11 protein-coding genes and 3 pseudogenes are annotated in these 16,976 nt (G+C 61.2%); 10 read left to right on the forward strand and 4 right to left on the reverse strand.

The window, feature by feature from the left end; all coding sequences use genetic code 11:
* Positions 1 to 52: 52 nt before the first annotated feature.
* Positions 53 to 484: a VOC family protein gene (locus AB4O12_RS05165; protein ID WP_252869197.1), complete on the forward strand. Its 432-nt coding sequence runs from the start codon at positions 53 to 55 to the stop codon at positions 482 to 484.
* Here the strand turns inward: AB4O12_RS05165 and AB4O12_RS05170 are convergent.
* A pseudogene (locus tag AB4O12_RS05170) lies at positions 466 to 1,583 on the reverse strand (carboxylate-amine ligase). The gene AB4O12_RS05165 and the pseudogene AB4O12_RS05170 overlap by 19 nt on opposite strands.
* Positions 1,584 to 1,744: 161 nt before the next feature.
* On the opposite strand from AB4O12_RS05170, the gene AB4O12_RS05175 reads away from it, so the two are divergent.
* The 4 genes from AB4O12_RS05175 (at position 1,745) to AB4O12_RS05190 (ending at position 5,824) form a co-directional block, all read left to right on the forward strand.
* Positions 1,745 to 2,020, forward strand: a complete 276-nt coding sequence (locus AB4O12_RS05175) for a hypothetical protein (RefSeq protein ID WP_310215677.1) — start codon at positions 1,745 to 1,747, stop codon at positions 2,018 to 2,020.
* Positions 2,021 to 2,214: 194 nt separating this feature from the next.
* Positions 2,215 to 2,820, forward strand: coding sequence for a biliverdin-producing heme oxygenase (locus AB4O12_RS05180; RefSeq protein ID WP_460060612.1), 606 nt, complete (start codon positions 2,215 to 2,217; stop codon positions 2,818 to 2,820).
* Positions 2,817 to 5,054: an ATP-binding protein gene (locus AB4O12_RS05185; RefSeq protein WP_041478638.1), complete on the forward strand. Its 2,238-nt coding sequence runs from the start codon at positions 2,817 to 2,819 to the stop codon at positions 5,052 to 5,054. The genes AB4O12_RS05180 and AB4O12_RS05185 overlap by 4 nt, the downstream gene beginning before the upstream one ends.
* A gap of 182 nt (positions 5,055 to 5,236) precedes the next feature.
* Positions 5,237 to 5,824, forward strand: a complete 588-nt coding sequence (locus AB4O12_RS05190; RefSeq protein ID WP_122750638.1) for a LysE family translocator — start codon at positions 5,237 to 5,239, stop codon at positions 5,822 to 5,824.
* A 143-nt stretch (positions 5,825 to 5,967) separates the two neighbouring features.
* On the opposite strand, the gene AB4O12_RS05195 is transcribed toward AB4O12_RS05190, so the two are convergent.
* Positions 5,968 to 6,801, reverse strand: coding sequence for an AraC family transcriptional regulator (locus tag AB4O12_RS05195; RefSeq protein ID WP_375123431.1), 834 nt, complete (start codon positions 6,799 to 6,801; stop codon positions 5,968 to 5,970).
* Positions 6,802 to 6,969: 168 nt separating this feature from the next.
* Here AB4O12_RS05195 and AB4O12_RS05200 point away from each other — a divergent pair, with 168 nt between their 5' ends.
* Complete coding sequence (locus tag AB4O12_RS05200; protein WP_150742744.1) at positions 6,970 to 7,362, forward strand: GFA family protein; 393 nt, start codon at positions 6,970 to 6,972, stop codon at positions 7,360 to 7,362.
* Between the two features lie 830 nt (positions 7,363 to 8,192).
* Here AB4O12_RS05200 and AB4O12_RS05205 read toward each other — a convergent pair.
* A pseudogene (locus tag AB4O12_RS05205) lies at positions 8,193 to 9,024 on the reverse strand (alpha/beta fold hydrolase).
* Positions 9,025 to 9,271: 247 nt separating this feature from the next.
* On the opposite strand from AB4O12_RS05205, the gene AB4O12_RS05210 reads away from it, so the two are divergent.
* From AB4O12_RS05210 to AB4O12_RS05225, 4 genes and pseudogenes are all read left to right on the forward strand, one after another.
* Positions 9,272 to 9,727, forward strand: a complete 456-nt coding sequence (locus tag AB4O12_RS05210) for a (2Fe-2S)-binding protein (protein ID WP_041478642.1) — start codon at positions 9,272 to 9,274, stop codon at positions 9,725 to 9,727.
* A 22-nt stretch (positions 9,728 to 9,749) separates the two neighbouring features.
* Positions 9,750 to 11,912, forward strand: coding sequence for a xanthine dehydrogenase family protein molybdopterin-binding subunit (locus tag AB4O12_RS05215; RefSeq protein ID WP_460060617.1), 2,163 nt, complete (start codon positions 9,750 to 9,752; stop codon positions 11,910 to 11,912).
* Between the two features lies 1 nt (position 11,913).
* Positions 11,914 to 12,493 (forward strand): annotated as a pseudogene (locus AB4O12_RS05220) (hypothetical protein).
* Positions 12,494 to 12,547: 54 nt separating this feature from the next.
* Complete coding sequence (locus AB4O12_RS05225; protein ID WP_252883563.1) at positions 12,548 to 13,510, forward strand: sensor domain-containing diguanylate cyclase; 963 nt, start codon at positions 12,548 to 12,550, stop codon at positions 13,508 to 13,510.
* Between the two features lie 267 nt (positions 13,511 to 13,777).
* On the opposite strand, the gene AB4O12_RS05230 is transcribed toward AB4O12_RS05225, so the two are convergent.
* Complete coding sequence (locus AB4O12_RS05230) at positions 13,778 to 16,900, reverse strand: hypothetical protein (RefSeq protein ID WP_460060620.1); 3,123 nt, start codon at positions 16,898 to 16,900, stop codon at positions 13,778 to 13,780.
* Positions 16,901 to 16,976: the final 76 nt, after the last annotated feature.

Consider the following 16,976-nt stretch of genomic DNA (forward strand, 5'->3'; position numbering starts at 1 on the left):
TTTCCCTTGTGCAGCACAATGAGCGGGTCGCCGCTTTCGAGGAAGCCAACTCATGCATCCCTTTTCCATTCAGCACATCGATCATATCGTCCTGCGCGTCGCCGACCTGCAGCGCAGCATCGATTTCTACGCCAGGGTGTTTGGCGCCGAAGTGGTCAGGCATAACCAGCCGCTGGGGCTGGTGCACCTGCGGGCCGGTACGTCGATGATCGATCTCGTCGATTTGGCGGGCGAACTCGGGCGCAAGGGCGGCGGCGCCGCTGATGCGCACAAGCGCAACGTCGATCACTTCTGTCTGCGCATAGAACCGTTCGACGAAGCCGCGCTCATCGCCCATCTGCAATCGTTCGGGCTGACCGTTGAACAAGCCGCCAGGCGTTTTGGCGCCGAGGGTTACGGCTTGTCGCTGTACTGTTTCGACCCGGACGGCAATCAGGTCGAACTCAAAGGCCCGTCCGAGAGCGATCAGCCAGCGGTTTCCTGAAGCAGCAGCTCGGCCACTTGCCCGAGGGCCGAGCGGCCGTTTTGCGCTTGTTCAGACGCCAGATTGAACAGCGCCAGTTGCCGATCGGCGCTGGTGCCGCTGTCGATGATCGCCCGGGCACGTTCGAACAACTGCGCCGCGCCCAATACCTGTGCCGTTTCGGCAAAACGCTGCTCGGCCAGTTCCAGCCATTGCGCGAACGAACAGTCGCCGTCGATGCCTTCGACCAAATAGCGCCCATGAATTCCCAAGCGTTTGGCCCGCCAGCGATTTTCCTCCAGCATCGAACGTGCGGTCTGGTCATAGAGCAATCCCGGCCGCCGCTGCGCACTGGCGTGAGCCACCAGAACGCGAAAGAACGCCGCAAGGGTCAGCGCATCCTCGACCCGAGGGCAAGCGTCAGTCATACGCAGTTCCAGGGTCGGAAAACGCGCTGCCGGGCGCACGCCCCACCAACACTCGCCGGGCTGGCTGATCGCGCCGATACGCATGAGAAACGCCAAGTGTTCGTCGTAATGGCGCTGATCGGCAAACAGCGGCGGATGCCCATGCGTGGCCACTCGTCACACGCGGTCTGCCGATAGCTCATGAAGCCGCTGGCGGCGCCATCCCAGATCGGCGACGAACAGCTCAGTGCCAACAGCAGCGGCGTCCAGGGCAGCACTTCGTTCATCACCGCAATGCGATCCAGCGGCTCTGCCACCTCGACGTGCACATGCAGGCCCGACAGCACGCTGCGGCGGGCAACATGGCCGTAGCGCTCGAACAGATGATGGAAATGTTCCTCGTCGGTCGGAACCTGCTCGCGCCAGTCGGCCAGCGGATGACTGCCGGCGCTGAGCACGCCCAGAGCAAACGGTTCAAGGGCTGCACCCAAGGCCTGACGGCTGCCACGGAGAAAATCGCCAGCGTGCACAAAGTCGCTGAACACCGGCGAAGCCACTTCGATCTGCCCCTGAAACATCTCCGTGGCAAACCACACACCCAGCGCCGCCCGGCAAGCCTCGATGGCCTGTGGGGGCGGACTGCCGACCATGCGCAGGCTCTGCAGGTCAGTGAGAAAGTACTCCTCCTCAATGCCGAATCGCGGGTGGCTCATGACGGTGCTCGAGCAAGTGGTTCTCTTGAGAACCGTGCGCCGTTGCGGTGGTTCACGCCAGGCGACCAGTGCCCCGCGAATGCACCGTTGGTCTTGTCCATTGCACTTGAGCGGCCAAGGCGTTTCCAAACAAGTCCGATCAACGTGTTCTGGAGGCAGACATGAGCAACCCATCCAGCAACGACAAAGCGCTTAAGCAAACCGTCAATCCCAACGACGACGGCTTCGCCATCGGCACGGCCGGGCGCGATGAAGACCCCAACGCCACCACCGACTGGGACGTTAGTCGAGATAACGAGGATGTCATGACGCCGGACGATACTCGCGGTCTGCCCGGTTATCCCGGCGCCGAAAAAAACAACCCATCGAAACCCGTTGCCGACAACAGCGTACCGGCCAACGGCGATCCATCGGTGCAGAACGACGGCGCTGATTGAGGTGGTCAGCAGTGGCAGGATAATGGCGTCGGTCGAACTTTTCTGATCCGGCGCCACTCTGAACCTGTCATAGGGTCGCAGTTCGACAGAAAAAACGCTTTGGCAGGCAGAAAAAGCTGCGTGGCGTGATAAATTCCCCCCACGTCGAGCCCACCCAGAATGGCCCCTGCCGGGTCCCACCAAGAGCGATCTACATGCAAGCAAAGGCCCGTGAGGTTTATGTGCCACCGGTGCTGCAAGATCTGCGGGCCGGCACAGCCGAACTGCACATCGCACTGGAAAAACGCCTTCCTTTTTTTACCGATACCCTCGATACCCCCGCATTCGAGCGCTTGATGGCGGCCTATTACGGTTTTTATCAGCCGCTGGAACGGGCGTTGCTCGCCAGTGGCGCTGTCCCGGATGATTTCGATCTGACGCCTCGTTTGAAGGCCGAGACCTTGCACGCCGACCTGCGCGCACTGGGCGCGACGACCAATGATTTGCCGCTGTGCGAGGACTTGCCGGTGATCGACTCCAGCGCCGCCAGTCTCGGCGTTTTGTACGTGCTCGAAGGCGCCACTCTCGGCGGGCAGATCCTGCGTCGGGAGATCGCCGCGCGGCTGAATCTGGACGCCGACAATGGCGCTGCCTTCCTCGATGTCTACGGCGCGGCCACCGGGCGGCGTTGGCGCGAGTTCATCGAATACCTGAGCAACCGGCCCATGGCGGCCAGCGAACGCCCGGCCGTGGTCAGCGCAGCACAAACCACATTCAGCTGTTTCGAGCAGTGGCTCGAGCGCCAGGAGGTACTGGCATGAACCCGCAAGACCCACAAGCCTTTGAAGAACTGCTGGCCAACTGTGCCGACGAGCCAATCCGCTTTCCTGGCGCGATCCAGCCCCATGGTTTGCTGCTGACCCTGACCGAGCCTGCGCTGCAGATCATTCAGGTCAGCGCCAACGTCGAGACCCTGCTGGCCCGCGCGCCCGAATCGCTGATCGGCCAGCCGCTGCACAGCCTGATCGGCGCCGAACACACCGCGCACGTGCTCGAAGCCTTGCAGCAGACAGCGTTTTCCGAGGCGGCGCCGCTACGATTCGAGCTCAACGGCACTGAATTCGAAGGTTTGCTGCACCGCCATCAGGGCGTGCTGATTCTCGAGCTGGAAATCCATGTGAAGAATTTCCAGCCGCGCAACGTCGCCGGGGTCAATACCCACCTGGGCCGCATGCTCCAGCGCCTGCAAGCGGCGACCACGCTGCAGGCCCTGTACGACATCAGCGTCAAGGAAATCCAGGCGATGACCGGTTACGACCGGGTGCTGATCTATCGCTTCGAGGAAGAGGGCCACGGTCAGGTCATCGCCGAAGCGTCCGATCCGTCGATGGAAGTGTTCAACGGCCTGTTCTTCCCGGCTTCGGACATTCCCGAGCAGGCGCGCGAGCTGTACCGCACCAATTGGCTGCGGATCATCCCCAACGCCGATTATCAGCCAGTGCCACTGGTGCCGAAGCTGCGCCCGGACACGCAAACGCCGCTGGACCTCAGTTTCGCCACGCTGCGCAGCGTCTCGCCGATTCACTGTCAGTACATGAAGAACATGGGCGTGCTGTCGTCGATGAGCATTTCCCTGCTCAAGGGCGACAAGCTCTGGGGCCTGATCAGCTGCGGCAATCGCCAGCCGCTGCACGTGCCGCATGAATTGCGCATGGCTTGCCAGACCATCGGCCAGGTCCTGTCGTTGCAGATCAGTGCCATGGAAACCCTTGAACTGACCCGCCAGCGTGAAGAGAAGGTCGAAGCGCTGGCGCGGCTCAATCAGGCGATGGTCGATTCGCCGCAAAATGTTTTCGACGGCCTCGCCCAGCAGCCAGCGACGCTGATGGCGCTGGTCAATGCCGGCGGCATCGCGATCATCGAAGACAAGCAGTTGCACCGTTACGGCAACTGCCCGGCGCCGGAAGAAATTCGCGCGCTGCACAAGTGGTTGCAGGCGCGCGGCGAGCCGGTGTTCGCCAGCCATCACCTGTCCAGCGTTTACCCGCCGGCGGCGCAGTATCAGTCTGTGGCCAGCGGTGTGCTCGCCATGAGCCTGCCCAAACCGGTGGACAACGGCGTGCTGTGGTTCCGTCCGGAAGTGAAGGAAAACATCAACTGGAGTGGCGATCCGCGCAAACCGCTGGATCTGGAAACCTCCGATGCCGGGATGCGCCTGCGTCCGCGTACCTCGTTCGAAATCTGGAAAGTCGAGATGGCCGGGATTTCCACCAAGTGGAGCCACGGTGACCGGTTCGCCGCCAATGACCTGCGCCGCTCGGCGCTGGAGAACGATCTGGCCCGTCAGGTACGTCGCGAGCAGGCGGCTGTGCAGGCGCGCGATGATCTGGTGGCGGTGGTTTCCCACGACCTGCGCAACCCGATGACGGTGATTTCGATGCTCTGCGGCATGATGCAGAAAGCCTTCAGCTCGGAAGGCGCGCACACTTCGCGGCGTATCTCCACTGCAATCGACACCATGCAGCAGGCCACGGCGCGGATGAACACGCTGCTGGAAGACCTGCTCGATACCTCGAAAATCGACGCCGGGCGCTACTCCATCACCCCGCAGGCGCTGGAGGTCGGGCACATCTTTGAAGAGGCCCAAGCGTTGCTGTCGCCGCTGGCCCATGACAAGGACATCAGCATTTCCTTCCAGGCCGATCCTGACCTGCGCATCCACGCCGACCCCGAGCGGCTGTTTCAGGTGCTGTCGAACCTGGTGGGCAACGCCATCAAATTCACCCCGCGCATGGGCACGGTCGGCGTGCACGCCAAATCGGTGGGTGACGAGATCGTGTTCATCGTGCGTGACAGTGGTGAAGGCATTCCCAAGGAGCACTTGCCGCATGTGTTTGATCGCTACTGGACGATAAAGGAAGGCAACCCGACCGGCACTGGCCTGGGTTTGTATATCACCCAAGGCATCGTAGAAGCCCATGGCGGCCAGATCGTCGCCGAGAGCGAGCCGGGCCAGGGCAGCGAATTCCGCTTCACCGTGCCGCGCCTGGCCTGAGTGCCCCTTGTAGGTTTCGATCGTTCCCACGCTCTGAATGGGACGCAGAGCGTCCCGGGCTGCATTCCCACGCAGAGCGTGGGAACGATCAGATTCGCAGCCTCAGGGTCATTTTCTTCAATACCGCAAATCCCCCGCTCGCTACCGTAGCCACCTCGTTCCTCGTTTGAAGCAGGTGTGCAATGAGTCTGATTCTTTCCATGGCGGCGTTTGCCCTCGCCGCATCCATCACCCCCGGGCCGGTCAATATCGTCGCCTTGAGTTCCGGCGCGCAGTACGGTTTCCGCGCCAGCCAGCGGCACGTGGCCGGGGCGACGTTGGGGTTTGTGCTGTTGCTGGTGCTGATGGGCTTGGGCCTGCATGAGGTGCTGCAATTGTGGCCGTTCATGACCCGCGTGGTGCAATGGGCCGGGGTGGCGTTCCTGTTGTTCATGGCCTGGAAACTGGCCAGCGATGACGGCCAACTGAACACCAGCGAGTCCGGCCGTGCGCCGTCGATGCTCTATGGCGCGGTGATGCAATGGCTCAACCCCAAGGCCTGGCTGGCATGCGTGGCCGGCATGGGCGCGTTTGTCGCCGACGGCGAGGCGCGGCTGGTCTGGCAGTTTGCGGCGGTGTATCTGGTGATCTGCTATCTGTCGGTGGGCTGCTGGGCGTATGCCGGGACGTTTTTGCGCGGTTATCTGAGCAATGCCGCCGGGATGCGCTGGTTCAATCGGTTGATGGCGTTGTTGCTGGCGGTGAGTGCGCTTTATTTGCTGTTCACTTGATTGACAGGCCCACCACAACCCCCTGTGGGAGCGAGCCTGCTCGCGAACGCGGTGTGTCATTCAACACTTCACTGACTGATCCACCGCATTCGCGAGCAGGCTCGCTCCCACAAGGGGGGCAGTGTTCAACTTCGAGTATGAAGTCAGCCGCGATACTGCCCCGGCGTCGCCGCCAGATGTTGTTTGAACGCTCGCTGAAAATGCGCCTGATCGGCAAACCCGGCCTGGAGCGCGACATCGGCAATCAACTGGCCGCTGCGCAAGCGCTCGCGGGCGAACTGGATGCGCTGGTTGACCAGGAAGGCATGGGGCGTCATCCCGTAGCGCTGCTTGAACGCGCGAATCAGGTATGACGGCGACAGCTGCGCCGCCGCGCAAATCGCCTCGAGGCTGAGCACTTCGGTGCAATGTCCCCGGATGAAATCAGCGGCGCGTTCCAGCTTGAAATTCGGCTCATCGACGGGCTCATCCGCCGGATTGAGGCGGACCTGCAAATCACTGAAAAACTCTACCGCCGCGCTGTGTTTCGCCAGTGCCTCCATTTGGTCGTCGAGCAAAACCTCATACAACCCCATCAACTTGCCGAACAGCTCGGCATCAGCCAGATGCGTGTCGGAAAATCGCCGGAATTCCAGCTCCCCGGCAAACCCCAATTGATGCTGCAAATCCGTCAGCCACGGCGTTTCGACATACAACATCACGTACGACCAAGGCTGATCATCGATCGGATTGCAGGCGTGTACATCGCCGGGATTCATCAGCACCACGGTGCCGGCCGCCACCTCAAATTGCGCCTGCTCATGCACATAGGTACTGCGCCCGGCGGTGATTGCGCCGATGGAAAAGTGCGCATGGGAATGCCGCGCATAACAGACTTCACGCCCATCCGCGATGGCCCGCGCTTCGATGAAGGGCAGGGCGTCGTCGCGCCAGAAGCGCGGGGCTTTCTCGGGGTTTTTCGCAGCGGCGTGTTTCATCGTGATTGTCCCGGCAGGTCAGCGCCTGAGTGTATTAGCTCTGGCCGTCGAATGCCCGTTGCAGTGCGGCGACATCAAGTTCTTTCATCTGAAACATCGCCTGCATTGCAGCGCCGACTGTTATAGGCTCTGGGGGGCGTGACACCACGGGCGCGATGGAGCTGAACCATGAATATCTTTGCCGGCGGATGCCTGTGCGGCGATGTGCGTTTTCAAGCCTCTGGCGAGCCTTACCGGGTCGGGCTGTGCCATTGTCTGGACTGTCGCAAGGTCCACGGTGCGCTGTTTCATGCCTCGGCGATTTTTCCTGAGAACGCTGTGACCATCAGCGGTGAAACCCATGAGTACCAGGGGCGGCACTTTTGTCCGCGTTGTGGTTCTTCGGTGTTCAACCGCAGTGTTGATGAGGTCGAGGTGAACCTCGGCGCGCTGGATGCGCCGGATCAGTTGAAGCCGACCTATGAGAGCTGGATTGTGCGGCGTGAATCGTGGCTGCCGGATTTTCCGCTGGCCAGGCATTACCGTGGTGATCGTGAAGGCGAAGGGCGGGCAGAGGGGTAGGGGATTGATTCAGCCTTCAGCACGCTTGCGATTTCTGTGGGGGCGAGTCTGCTCGCGAAGGCTTGTTGTCGAGCGATGATTTGTTCTGGTTGACCGAGTACATATCCGTTGCTGCGGTAACGGCTGCTTAGGGTTCCGCCCTTACGGCGGGTCACTTTTTCCAAACGCCGAAAAAGTAACCAAAAAAGGCTTGCTCCTGCGTTCGGCCCTCGCAGGCTCGGGTTCCTTCGCTGCGGGATCGATCCGGGCGCAGCGGCTCCGGTTTGCTTCGCTGCACCTCCTTCCGCTGTGTCTGGCTGCGCCAGACGGTCGCTGCGCTCCCACGCCCGGATCAATCCCTCCGCTCAGCCTTCCGACGTCGCCGGTGGATCAAGATCAAAAGCAGGCGAGCTGACACTCGGCCTAAGGCGAACGCGGAGACTGTAGGAGCTGCCGAAGGCTGCGATCTTTTGCTCTTGCTCTTGCTCTTGCTCTTGCTCTTGCTCTTGTAGGAGTGAGCCTGCTCGCGATAGCTATCTCAAAGATACGAATGAACAGCAGATCTACCCTGATCCCTGTGGGAGCTGGCTTGCCAGCGATGGCGGCCTTATAGCCGACCAGTCTCTGGCGGATATACCCAATTCCAACTGTGGGAGCTGGCTTGCCAGCGATGGCGGCCTTGTAGCCGACCAGTCTCTGACGGATATACCCAATCCCAACTGTGGGAGCGAGCCTGCTCGCGAAAGCGGAGTGTCATTCGCAGATAATTGGACTGTAGAGACGCCTCGCGGGCAAGCCCGCTCCCACAGGGGATCAGTGTTTGCCAATTGCAGTAAGCCTGATTGAGGCGGTTACCCGCGAATAAACGCCAACAAATCCGCATTGATGGTTTCAGCCTGCGTGGTCGGCATGCCATGCGGAAATCCTCGGGTACGACTTCAGTGTGCCGTTGGGCAGCAGTTTCGCCGATAACGGTGCGGAGTTGGCGTAAGGCACGATCTGGTCATCCTCGCCGTGCATGACCAGCACCGGCACGGTGACTTTTTTCAGGTCTTCGGTGAAGTCGGTCTGCGAGAAGGCGATGATGCCGTCGTAATGCGCCTTGGCCCCGCCGATCATGCCCTGGCGCCACCAGTTGGCGATGATCCCTTCCGCCGACTCGGCGCCCGGGCGGTTGTAGCCGTAGAAAGGTCCGCTCGGCACATCGCGATAGAACTGCGCGCGATTCGCCGCCAACTGCGCCTGAAAGCCATCGAACACCGATTTCGGCAAACCGCCCGGGTTGCTTTCGGTCTGCACCATCAACGGTGGCACGGCGCTGATCAACACCGCTTTGCTGACCTTGTCCTGACCATGCCGGGCGATGTAATGGATCACTTCGCCGCCGCCGGTGGAATGGCCGACGTGGACAACGTCGCGCGTACCCAGATGATTAACCACTGCCAGCACATCGTCGGCGTAGTGATCCATGTCGTGGCCGTCCCAGACCTGGCTCGAGCGGCCATGCCCGCGTCGATCATGAGCAATCACCCGAAAGCCCTGTGCCAGGAAAAACAGCATCTGCGCGTCCCAGTCATCCGAGCTGAGCGGCCAGCCGTGGTGGAAGTGCATCACCGGCGCGTCGCGCGGCCCCCAGTCCTTGTAGAAGATGTCGACGCCGTCTCGAGTGGTGACAAAGCCCATATTCGTTACTCCTGACCTGTGATGGACAACCGCGAGGTTCGCGGGCCGGTTGCGCAGAGATACGACGACTCAGTGCGAGCCGTTATCAACTGTAGGAGCAAAGCCGGGGTCTGCATGACCGCTGGTCACAACGTCTGGCTTCAAGCGCAAATTAGGCTTTGCTGAAAGGGATAAGCGCGGGCGTCCGTAGGTTTTTGCGACCACAGCGACGCCCCTTTGCAATACGTGAGTCTGAGGAAATCACCCGATGCTGACCCTGAATATCAATGGCAAGGACCAAGAGCTCGATGTACCCGCCGACATGCCGCTGCTCTGGGTTCTGCGCGATATCGCGCACCTGACCGGGACCAAGTTCGGTTGCGGCATGGCCCAGTGCGGCGCCTGCACCGTGCACGTCGACGGCGCGCCATTACGCTCCTGTATCACCCCGGCGACTGCCGTCGCCCACGGCCAGAAAATCCTCACCATCGAGGGCTTGTCCACCGATGGCTCGCACCCGGTGCAGCAGGCCTGGGCCGAGCTGGACGTGGTGCAGTGCGGTTATTGCCAGTCCGGGCAGATCATGTCCGCCGCCGCGTTGCTGGCGAAAATTCCCAAGCCCACCGACAGCGATATCGATCAGGCGCTCTCCGGCAATATCTGCCGCTGCGGCACCTATCCGCGCATTCGCGCTGCGGTCAAACGCGCCGCCGAAATCGGCTGAGTCATTCTCTGGGAGAGGAACGATGAACAGTCCTGTATCGCGTCGCGGGTTTCTCAAGGGCAGCGCACTGTTAAGCGGCGGCCTGATGGTGGCGTTTGTGGTGCCCGGGGCCAACCGCTTTGCCCGGGCGGCAGAAAATCAGAACAAGACGTTCGCACCCAACGCGTTTCTGCGCATCGCGGCGGACAACAGCGTCACCGTGCTGCTCGGTCATTCGGAAATGGGCCAGGGCATCTGGACCGGCCTGACCATGCTGATCGCCGAAGAACTGGACGCCGACTGGTCGAAAATCCGCGTCGAGCACTCGCCAGCCTCAGCGGCGGATTACGGGTTGCCAGCATTTGGCGGCATGCAGATCACCGGTGGCTCGACGTCGACCTGGATGGAATTCGACCGCTATCGACTGGCCGGGGCGACGGCACGGCAGATGCTGGTGGAAGCGGCTGCGAAACGTTTCGACGTCGCGCCGTCGACGATTCGCACTGAGTCCGGCGTGGTCATCGTCGGGGACCACCGCGCGACCTACGGCGAACTGGCCGATGCCGCCGGGCAACTGCCGGTGCCTGACCCGAAAACCATCACTTTCAAGGAAGCCAAGGACTGGAAAGTCATCGGCAAACCGACCAAGCGTCTCGACACCCCGGAGAAGATCACCGGCCGCGCCAGATTCGGCATGGACGTGCAGTTCGAAGGCCTGATGACCGCGATGGTCGCCCGCGCGCCGGTGTTTGGCGCCACGGTGAAAACCTTCGAAGGCGCCGCAGCGCTGGCCATTCCCGGCGTACACAAGGTTGTGCAGGTGCCCAGCGGCGTGGCGGTGGTGGCCGAGCATTTCTGGGCGGCGAAGTTGGGCCGTGATGCGCTGAAGGTCGATTGGGATCTGGGGCGGTTGGCCGACATGAGCAGTGAAAAACTGCTCGAGAGTTTCCGCAAACTGGCGGCGACGCCGGGCACCTCGGCCACGCAGGCTGGAGATGCCAAGGCCAATTTCGGCAAAGCCGCGAAGAAAATAGAGGTCGAATACAGCGTGCCGTATCTGGCCCACGCGCCGATGGAACCGCTCAATTGCACGGTGAAAATCAGCGCTGGCAAATGCGAAATCTGGACTGGCACGCAGTTTCAGACCCTCGACCAAATGGTCGCCAGCAAGATCACCGGGCTCAAGCCCGAGCAGGTCGAAATTCACACGGAATTTCTCGGCGGTGGCTTCGGTCGCCGCGCCAATCCGACTTCGGACTTCGTCGCCGAAGCGGTGCAAGTGGCGAAAGCGGCGGACCTGCCGGTGAAAACCGTGTGGGCGCGCGAAGATGACATTCGCGGCGGCTACTACCGCTCGATGTACCTGCACAAGGCGCAGGTCGGACTGGGTGCTGATGGTTTGCCGATGAGCTGGCAGCATGTGCTGGTCGGCCAGTCGATCATGGCCGGGACGATGCTCGAGGCAGCGATGGTCAAGAACGGCATCGATGCCACCTCGGTCGAGGGCGTGGCCGACAGTCCGTACATCAAGGATCTGCCTCATCATCAGGTCGACCTGCATTCGCCGCAGACCGGCATCAATGTGTTGTGGCTGCGTTCGGTGGGCCACACCCACACGGGTTTTGTCATGGAATCGCTGATCGATGAACTGGCGACGGCGGCGGGCAAGGATCCGGTGGAGTACCGACGAACGCTGCTCAAGGCGCACCCGCGCCATCTCGGCGTGCTCAATCTGGCGGTGGAGAAGGCCAACTGGGGCGCGCCGTTGCCGGACGGGCATGCTCTGGGCGTGGCGGTGCACGAGTCGTTCGGCAGCTACGTGGCGCAAGTGGCGGAGGTGTCGCAGGACAATCTGGCGATCCGCGTGCATCGGGTGGTCTGCGCGGTGGACTGCGGCATTGCGGTGAATCCGCAGAGCATCGCCGCGCAGATGGAATCGTGCATCACCTTCGGTCTCGGCATGGCGTTGCACAGCAAGCTCACCGTCAAGGACGGCGGCGTCGTGCAGTCCAACTATCACGATTATCAGGTGCTGCGGCTCAACGAAATGCCGGTGGTGGAAGTGCACATCGTCCCCAGCAGTGAAAAACCCGGCGGCATCGGCGAGCCCGGCGTGCCACCGACCGCGCCGGCGGTGGCCAACGCAGTGTTCGCCTTGACCGGGCAACGCCTGCGCGAACTGCCACTGCAATTGTCGGGGGTGTGAGATGAAACGACATCTTGTGTTGGGCACCGTCGTGTTGCTGGGCCTCGGTGGCTATGCCTCGGACCTGTTTGCCGAGGATCAGCAGGCGTTGAAAGCCTTCGCCACGGTGCAGAAAGTCTTTCAGAGCCCGCGCTGCCAGAACTGCCACATCCCCGGCGATTCGCCGTTGCAGTTCGACGCTGGCATCCCTCACGCGATGAATGTAGTGCGCGGCATGGATGGCAAGGGGCGCCGCCGGTTTGCCCTGCGCCACCTGTCACGCTGAAAGCAATCCGCCGGCCAGTTATGGCCCCCATGCGCCGCCGGGTGCGCCGCACTGGAGCCTGCCGCCAGCGGCACACAAAATGGCCTGGATCGGCCTGCCTTCGGACAAGCTTTGCACCATGATCAAGGACCGCGCGAGCAATGGTGATCGTGATTTCGCCGCGCTGTTAAAACACGTCAGCGAAGACAAACTGGTGCTCTGGGGCTGGAATCCCGGGGCAGGGCGCGCACCGGTGCCAGTGCCGCACGATATCTTCGTCGCGCAATTCAAACTCTGGGCCGATGCCGGCGGGCCTTGTCCGGTGGCGCAAATGTGATGCCCCGACGATTAAGCGCTACGCTGAACGCATGACTGTCTACGGAGTGTGCGCATGCTGGTGCCCGGAAAACCTGCCAATGAAGCTGCACGAATCGACGCCTTGCACGGCCTCAACCTCGACTCGGCGCCGGAGGAGCGCTTTGATCGTCTGACACGCCTGGCCAAGCGCCTGTTCAACGTGCCGATCGCCCTGGTCACGCTGGTCGACAAGGATCGCCAGTGGTTCAAGTCCTGTGTGGGTCTGGATGTCAGCGAGACGTCCCGCGATGTCTCGTTCTGCGGCCATGCGATTTTGCAAAACGAGTTGATGCTGGTGCCCGATGCGCTGGAAGATTTGCGCTTTCATGACAACCCGTTGGTCACCGGCGCACCGAATATTCGCTTTTACGCCGGTTATCCATTGACGGTGCCGGACGGTAACAAAATGGGCACCCTGTGCCTGATCGATACCAAACCCCGCCATCTCGACGACGAAGAGCGTGCCTTGTTGCGCGACCTCGCGGAGATGGCCGAGCAAGAGCTGACGGCGGTGCAGATGGCAAGCATGGATGAACTGACGCTGCTGTCCAATCGCCGTGGTTTCAAGCAACTGGCCCAGCATGCGCTGGATGCCTGCGCACGTTTGAACCGACCGGCGACGCTGTTGTTTTTCGATCTCAACGACTTCAAGCAGATCAACGATCTGTACGGGCATGCCGAAGGTGACAGTGCGCTGAAGACCTTCGCCGATGTGTTGCGCATTGCCTTTCGCGAGAGCGATGTGGTGGGGCGCTTGGGCGGTGATGAGTTCGTCGCGTTGCTGACCGGCTCCAGCCACGTCGAGACCACGCGGATCATGGCGCGGCTCAAGGAAATCCTCGAAGAGCGCAACGCCACGCTGCACCGTGGTTACGCGATTCGCTTCAGCGTCGGCCAGATCGAATACGACCCCACACGCCACGAAACCGTTGATCGCCTGCTCGCCGATGCGGATGGCGCAATGTATGCGCACAAGCAAGCTCTGAAAGGCTGCTAGCACCGGCACCATCGCTGGCGAGCCAGCTCCCACAGACTCCAGTGACGTTAATGAGGTGTGAGTTCACCTTGAATTCCTGTGGGAGCGGGCTTGCCCGCGATGGCGGTGGGTCAGGCAATTTGATGCTGGCTGATGGAATGTCTTCGCGAGCAGGCTCGCTCCCACAGGTCTCGATGGCGCGGAGGATTTTTCAGTTCAGCACCATCTATGTGGGAGCGAGCCTGCTCGCGAAGGCGTCAGCCGATCTATCGCCGGATTCGCCAGTGCTCAGCGCTTGGGCGGGCTCAGCTTCTGGTAAAACGCCAGCCATTTCTCGTGACTCGCAGCGGCATCCTCGAGTTCGGGCACGCGCAATGCGTCTTGCAAGGCTTGCGCTTTGAAAGCATCGAACAGATGCCTGACGGCAGTGCTGGCGATGGCGTTGACTATGTTGGAGGCGAAAGTATCGGGCACGGCGGCGCGCTCCTGTTGCGCCAGGGGTGCGCCCTGAATATCGAGGCGAGTAATGAACGCGTTACAAGTGGCATTCAAGCGAGGCTGGGAGCCGTGCCTGTAGGCTTCGGCGTCGACGGGCAGCGATTTCGCCGCATCATTTGCCCCCGATGGTTTGAGTAATGCAAGGTCGATATCGCGACGCAGCACCACTTCATTCCTGCCAGTGAAAATCTCGAAGACTCTGGCTGGACTCCCACGCAGCAGCGCCAAGATGCCGAATGGCGCAGTGCTGGCGTCAGCCAGCTTGTCCGTGGCTGCCGATACTGGCCGCAGGGCGAGCAGTTCCAGCTCGTGGTCTTCGATGTCGATTCGCTGCGCGAACGGCAAGCGACAGAACGCTTCCTTGAGAAATGCGATATGTGCGTCCTTCATTTGCCTCAGGCGTGCGCTCAGTGCCGCATGGAAGTAGGTCGCCACATTGTGCAGTCTGGGCAACGAGGCAAGCATGGGGGCCAGTTGCAACTGTGCATTGCTCGATTGCCATCCCGCCAGCTTCCCTGTCAGCTTGCCGGCGACATGCAATTCGCTCAGCGAGTAATGCGCTGCAGAGGTCTGCGGGTTGGCGTCTGCAACAAACAGCGCCTTCTCCGTGAGGTAGGGGGAATCGCTGAACACCTTGCGCAGATCGGCCAAGGCAACCGTGACGGGAGTGGGCGGTGCCGAGAGGAACGCCCGCCGATAAAGATCGTTCAACAGGCGATTGTGGTTGCGGAACAGGACATCGGCCTGCTTCAGCGTCGTGGCGTCATAAACAGTCACCGGAAATTCGGCGTTGCGCTGGATCAGCCCTCTGGCAACCGCCCAGTCAACGACCAGTGAGGCACAGGAATCCTCGCGCAGGAATTTGTAGAAGTGCGTGGGGGCCGGGCCTTTGGTCAGTTGGCTGAGTTGCTCATAGCTCATCAGGCGTGCCACACCCGGCATTTGGCTTTCGATATACAGCACGACCTGCTTCAGCCTGACCCAACGCGAACAGCTCATGTAACAGAGTGATGGCGGAATATGCCGGGTCAGAAACTCCGGCGCTATACCGGACAACAACAGATGGGTCGCCAGCGTTTTGTTTTTTACCGATGCAAGAGCGGGCTGCCGATCAATGAAGCGGCGTACCTCGTCATAGCTGTCGCCCCAGAAATCACGCCCCTCCAGACGTTGCACGACAATACGGTTCAAATCCTCACCCGCGTTCGGCTCCAGGCTGAGAATCAATGCAGCGAGCAACAGGCGATCGCGGTTGGTGGCCAGCAGGCGTTTCTCCTGCGCCGGAGCGCCCAGATTCTTCACCAGCAGATTGCCCAGCGTTTGCGCGCGCGGTGTGATCAGGATACGGCTGATCAGGTAGTCGGCTTTTGCCTGGAGCGTTTTGAGCGGCAGATCGGTATCGACACCCTCACTGAGGTAGTCGATCAACGGCGGCGAGTCTACGGGTAAAAACGCCTGTGTGGTGTCGATGATGCTCTGACGCTGTTGCGCCGTGAACCGTTCGGTTTGTGTCCACGGCTGGCCCAGCAGATACCAGTGATTCATATGCCCGGGGCGGGTGTGCAGATTGATCCTGAACCATTTCACCAGCGCGAGGGCTTGCTCGACAGTGTTCGGCAAAAGCAGATTGTAGAAGCGCAGCATTTGCCCAAGGGTGACTTTACCGCTTGAGCGCAGGGCGCCGCCGGCTTTGCTTGCCTTGGCCTTGAGCTGGTCGCGAAAGAGTTTCAGATCAGCCTGTTTTTCCACCTGCGCCGTCAGGGTGACCCAGCCTTTTACGCTGGCAGTACCGACATGACCGGATTCGGTGACGAGCAATTGACTGTCGGCGGGCAGTCCGTGCTGTTGCAGGATGGCTTGAAAATCCTCATCGGCGCTGAGTGTCTGCAATTGACGCTGGCCATACTTCATCCGTCCCGCCAGCGCGGAATCCGGATGGGGCTCGCTGATTTCCTCGTAATCGATCTTGGCCTTGGGCGCTTTGTTCCAGCTCAGCGCTTCAAGGCGTCGCACGATGTGCCGGTTATCTTCCAGAGCGCCAAATTCTTCACGATAACTGCGGATGGGGTCGTTGCTTTGCACGTAATCGCTGACGTAGGGCAGCGCCGGCCAGCTTTGCTGGCGCAGGCGTTGCGCAAGTGCCTTGGCTTCGCGGGCATCTTGCGGCAACGCAAACTCATAGCGGCCCAGAAGCTCGCCCAGTTTGAGGCGCGGCCCTCTGGCGGGTGCAGAAACAGAGGCCGAAGTGAGGGTTACCGGCGTGTCGAGAAAGCCTCGCTGCTCGAAAGGGTCGCTCGCCAGCAACACTTCATCGATTCGATCGGCGATCGCCCGAAAGTCTTCCAGTTGCGCGTTGCGTTCCTTCACTAGCGCCGACGTGCTCTGGCCGTTTTCATCGATGGCCGCCAGCCCGGTTTTCTTCAGCTCGGCGAGGATGACTCGGGCCTGAATCTGGTTTTGCGGTTCCGGGTAACCGTAGAACGCCAGCACCACTTGCCGTGGAAACCGATACAGCGGATTGGCGGATTTACCGCCGATGTAGGGCAGGCCCAGCCCCGCAGGATCGATACGCTGGGAAATCGACAGCAGCATCGGCGCCATCTGCCACCAGCCCGAATCATCTTCCAGCGTGAACGTGCGGACATCGCTGGAGCCGTTCGAGGGTGTCTGCGCTTGCAGGGTATCGCCCTTGATCTGCAGGGTATCCAGATCGATGTTAAAGCCACTGGCCCAATCGAGAAATTCAGGGCGTTCGAGGGCGCTCCAGTAAAGCTCCATCCATTCGCGCAGCCGGCATGCACGGGGAACCTCCAGCGTGCGCGCCGGTGTGGCGGCGCTGACCACCGGTACGGCGGTCAATTCTGCGATGAGATTGTGAATCAGCGTCTGTTCGTGTACCGGTGTGTCGTCCATCTGCGCCTCCCTGGCGGCTGATAAGCATCGAGCGCCGAGTATCAAAGGCAGGGCAGGGTGGTTGGCGGTACATATG

Source organism: Pseudomonas sp. S2_A05 (assembly GCF_054668485.1).

Coding starts and splice junctions, on each gene's coding strand:
- AB4O12_RS05165 (WP_252869197.1), top strand. CDS start 53: ATGCATCCCTTTTCCATTCAGCACATCGATCATATCGTCCTGCGCGTC.
- AB4O12_RS05175 (WP_310215677.1), top strand. CDS start 1,745: ATGAGCAACCCATCCAGCAACGACAAAGCGCTTAAGCAAACCGTCAAT.
- AB4O12_RS05180 (WP_460060612.1), top strand. CDS start 2,215: ATGCAAGCAAAGGCCCGTGAGGTTTATGTGCCACCGGTGCTGCAAGAT.
- AB4O12_RS05185 (WP_041478638.1), top strand. CDS start 2,817: ATGAACCCGCAAGACCCACAAGCCTTTGAAGAACTGCTGGCCAACTGT.
- AB4O12_RS05190 (WP_122750638.1), top strand. CDS start 5,237: ATGAGTCTGATTCTTTCCATGGCGGCGTTTGCCCTCGCCGCATCCATC.
- AB4O12_RS05195 (WP_375123431.1), bottom strand. CDS start 6,801: ATGAAACACGCCGCTGCGAAAAACCCCGAGAAAGCCCCGCGCTTCTGG.
- AB4O12_RS05200 (WP_150742744.1), top strand. CDS start 6,970: ATGAATATCTTTGCCGGCGGATGCCTGTGCGGCGATGTGCGTTTTCAA.
- AB4O12_RS05210 (WP_041478642.1), top strand. CDS start 9,272: ATGCTGACCCTGAATATCAATGGCAAGGACCAAGAGCTCGATGTACCC.
- AB4O12_RS05215 (WP_460060617.1), top strand. CDS start 9,750: ATGAACAGTCCTGTATCGCGTCGCGGGTTTCTCAAGGGCAGCGCACTG.
- AB4O12_RS05225 (WP_252883563.1), top strand. CDS start 12,548: ATGCTGGTGCCCGGAAAACCTGCCAATGAAGCTGCACGAATCGACGCC.
- AB4O12_RS05230 (WP_460060620.1), bottom strand. CDS start 16,900: ATGGACGACACACCGGTACACGAACAGACGCTGATTCACAATCTCATC.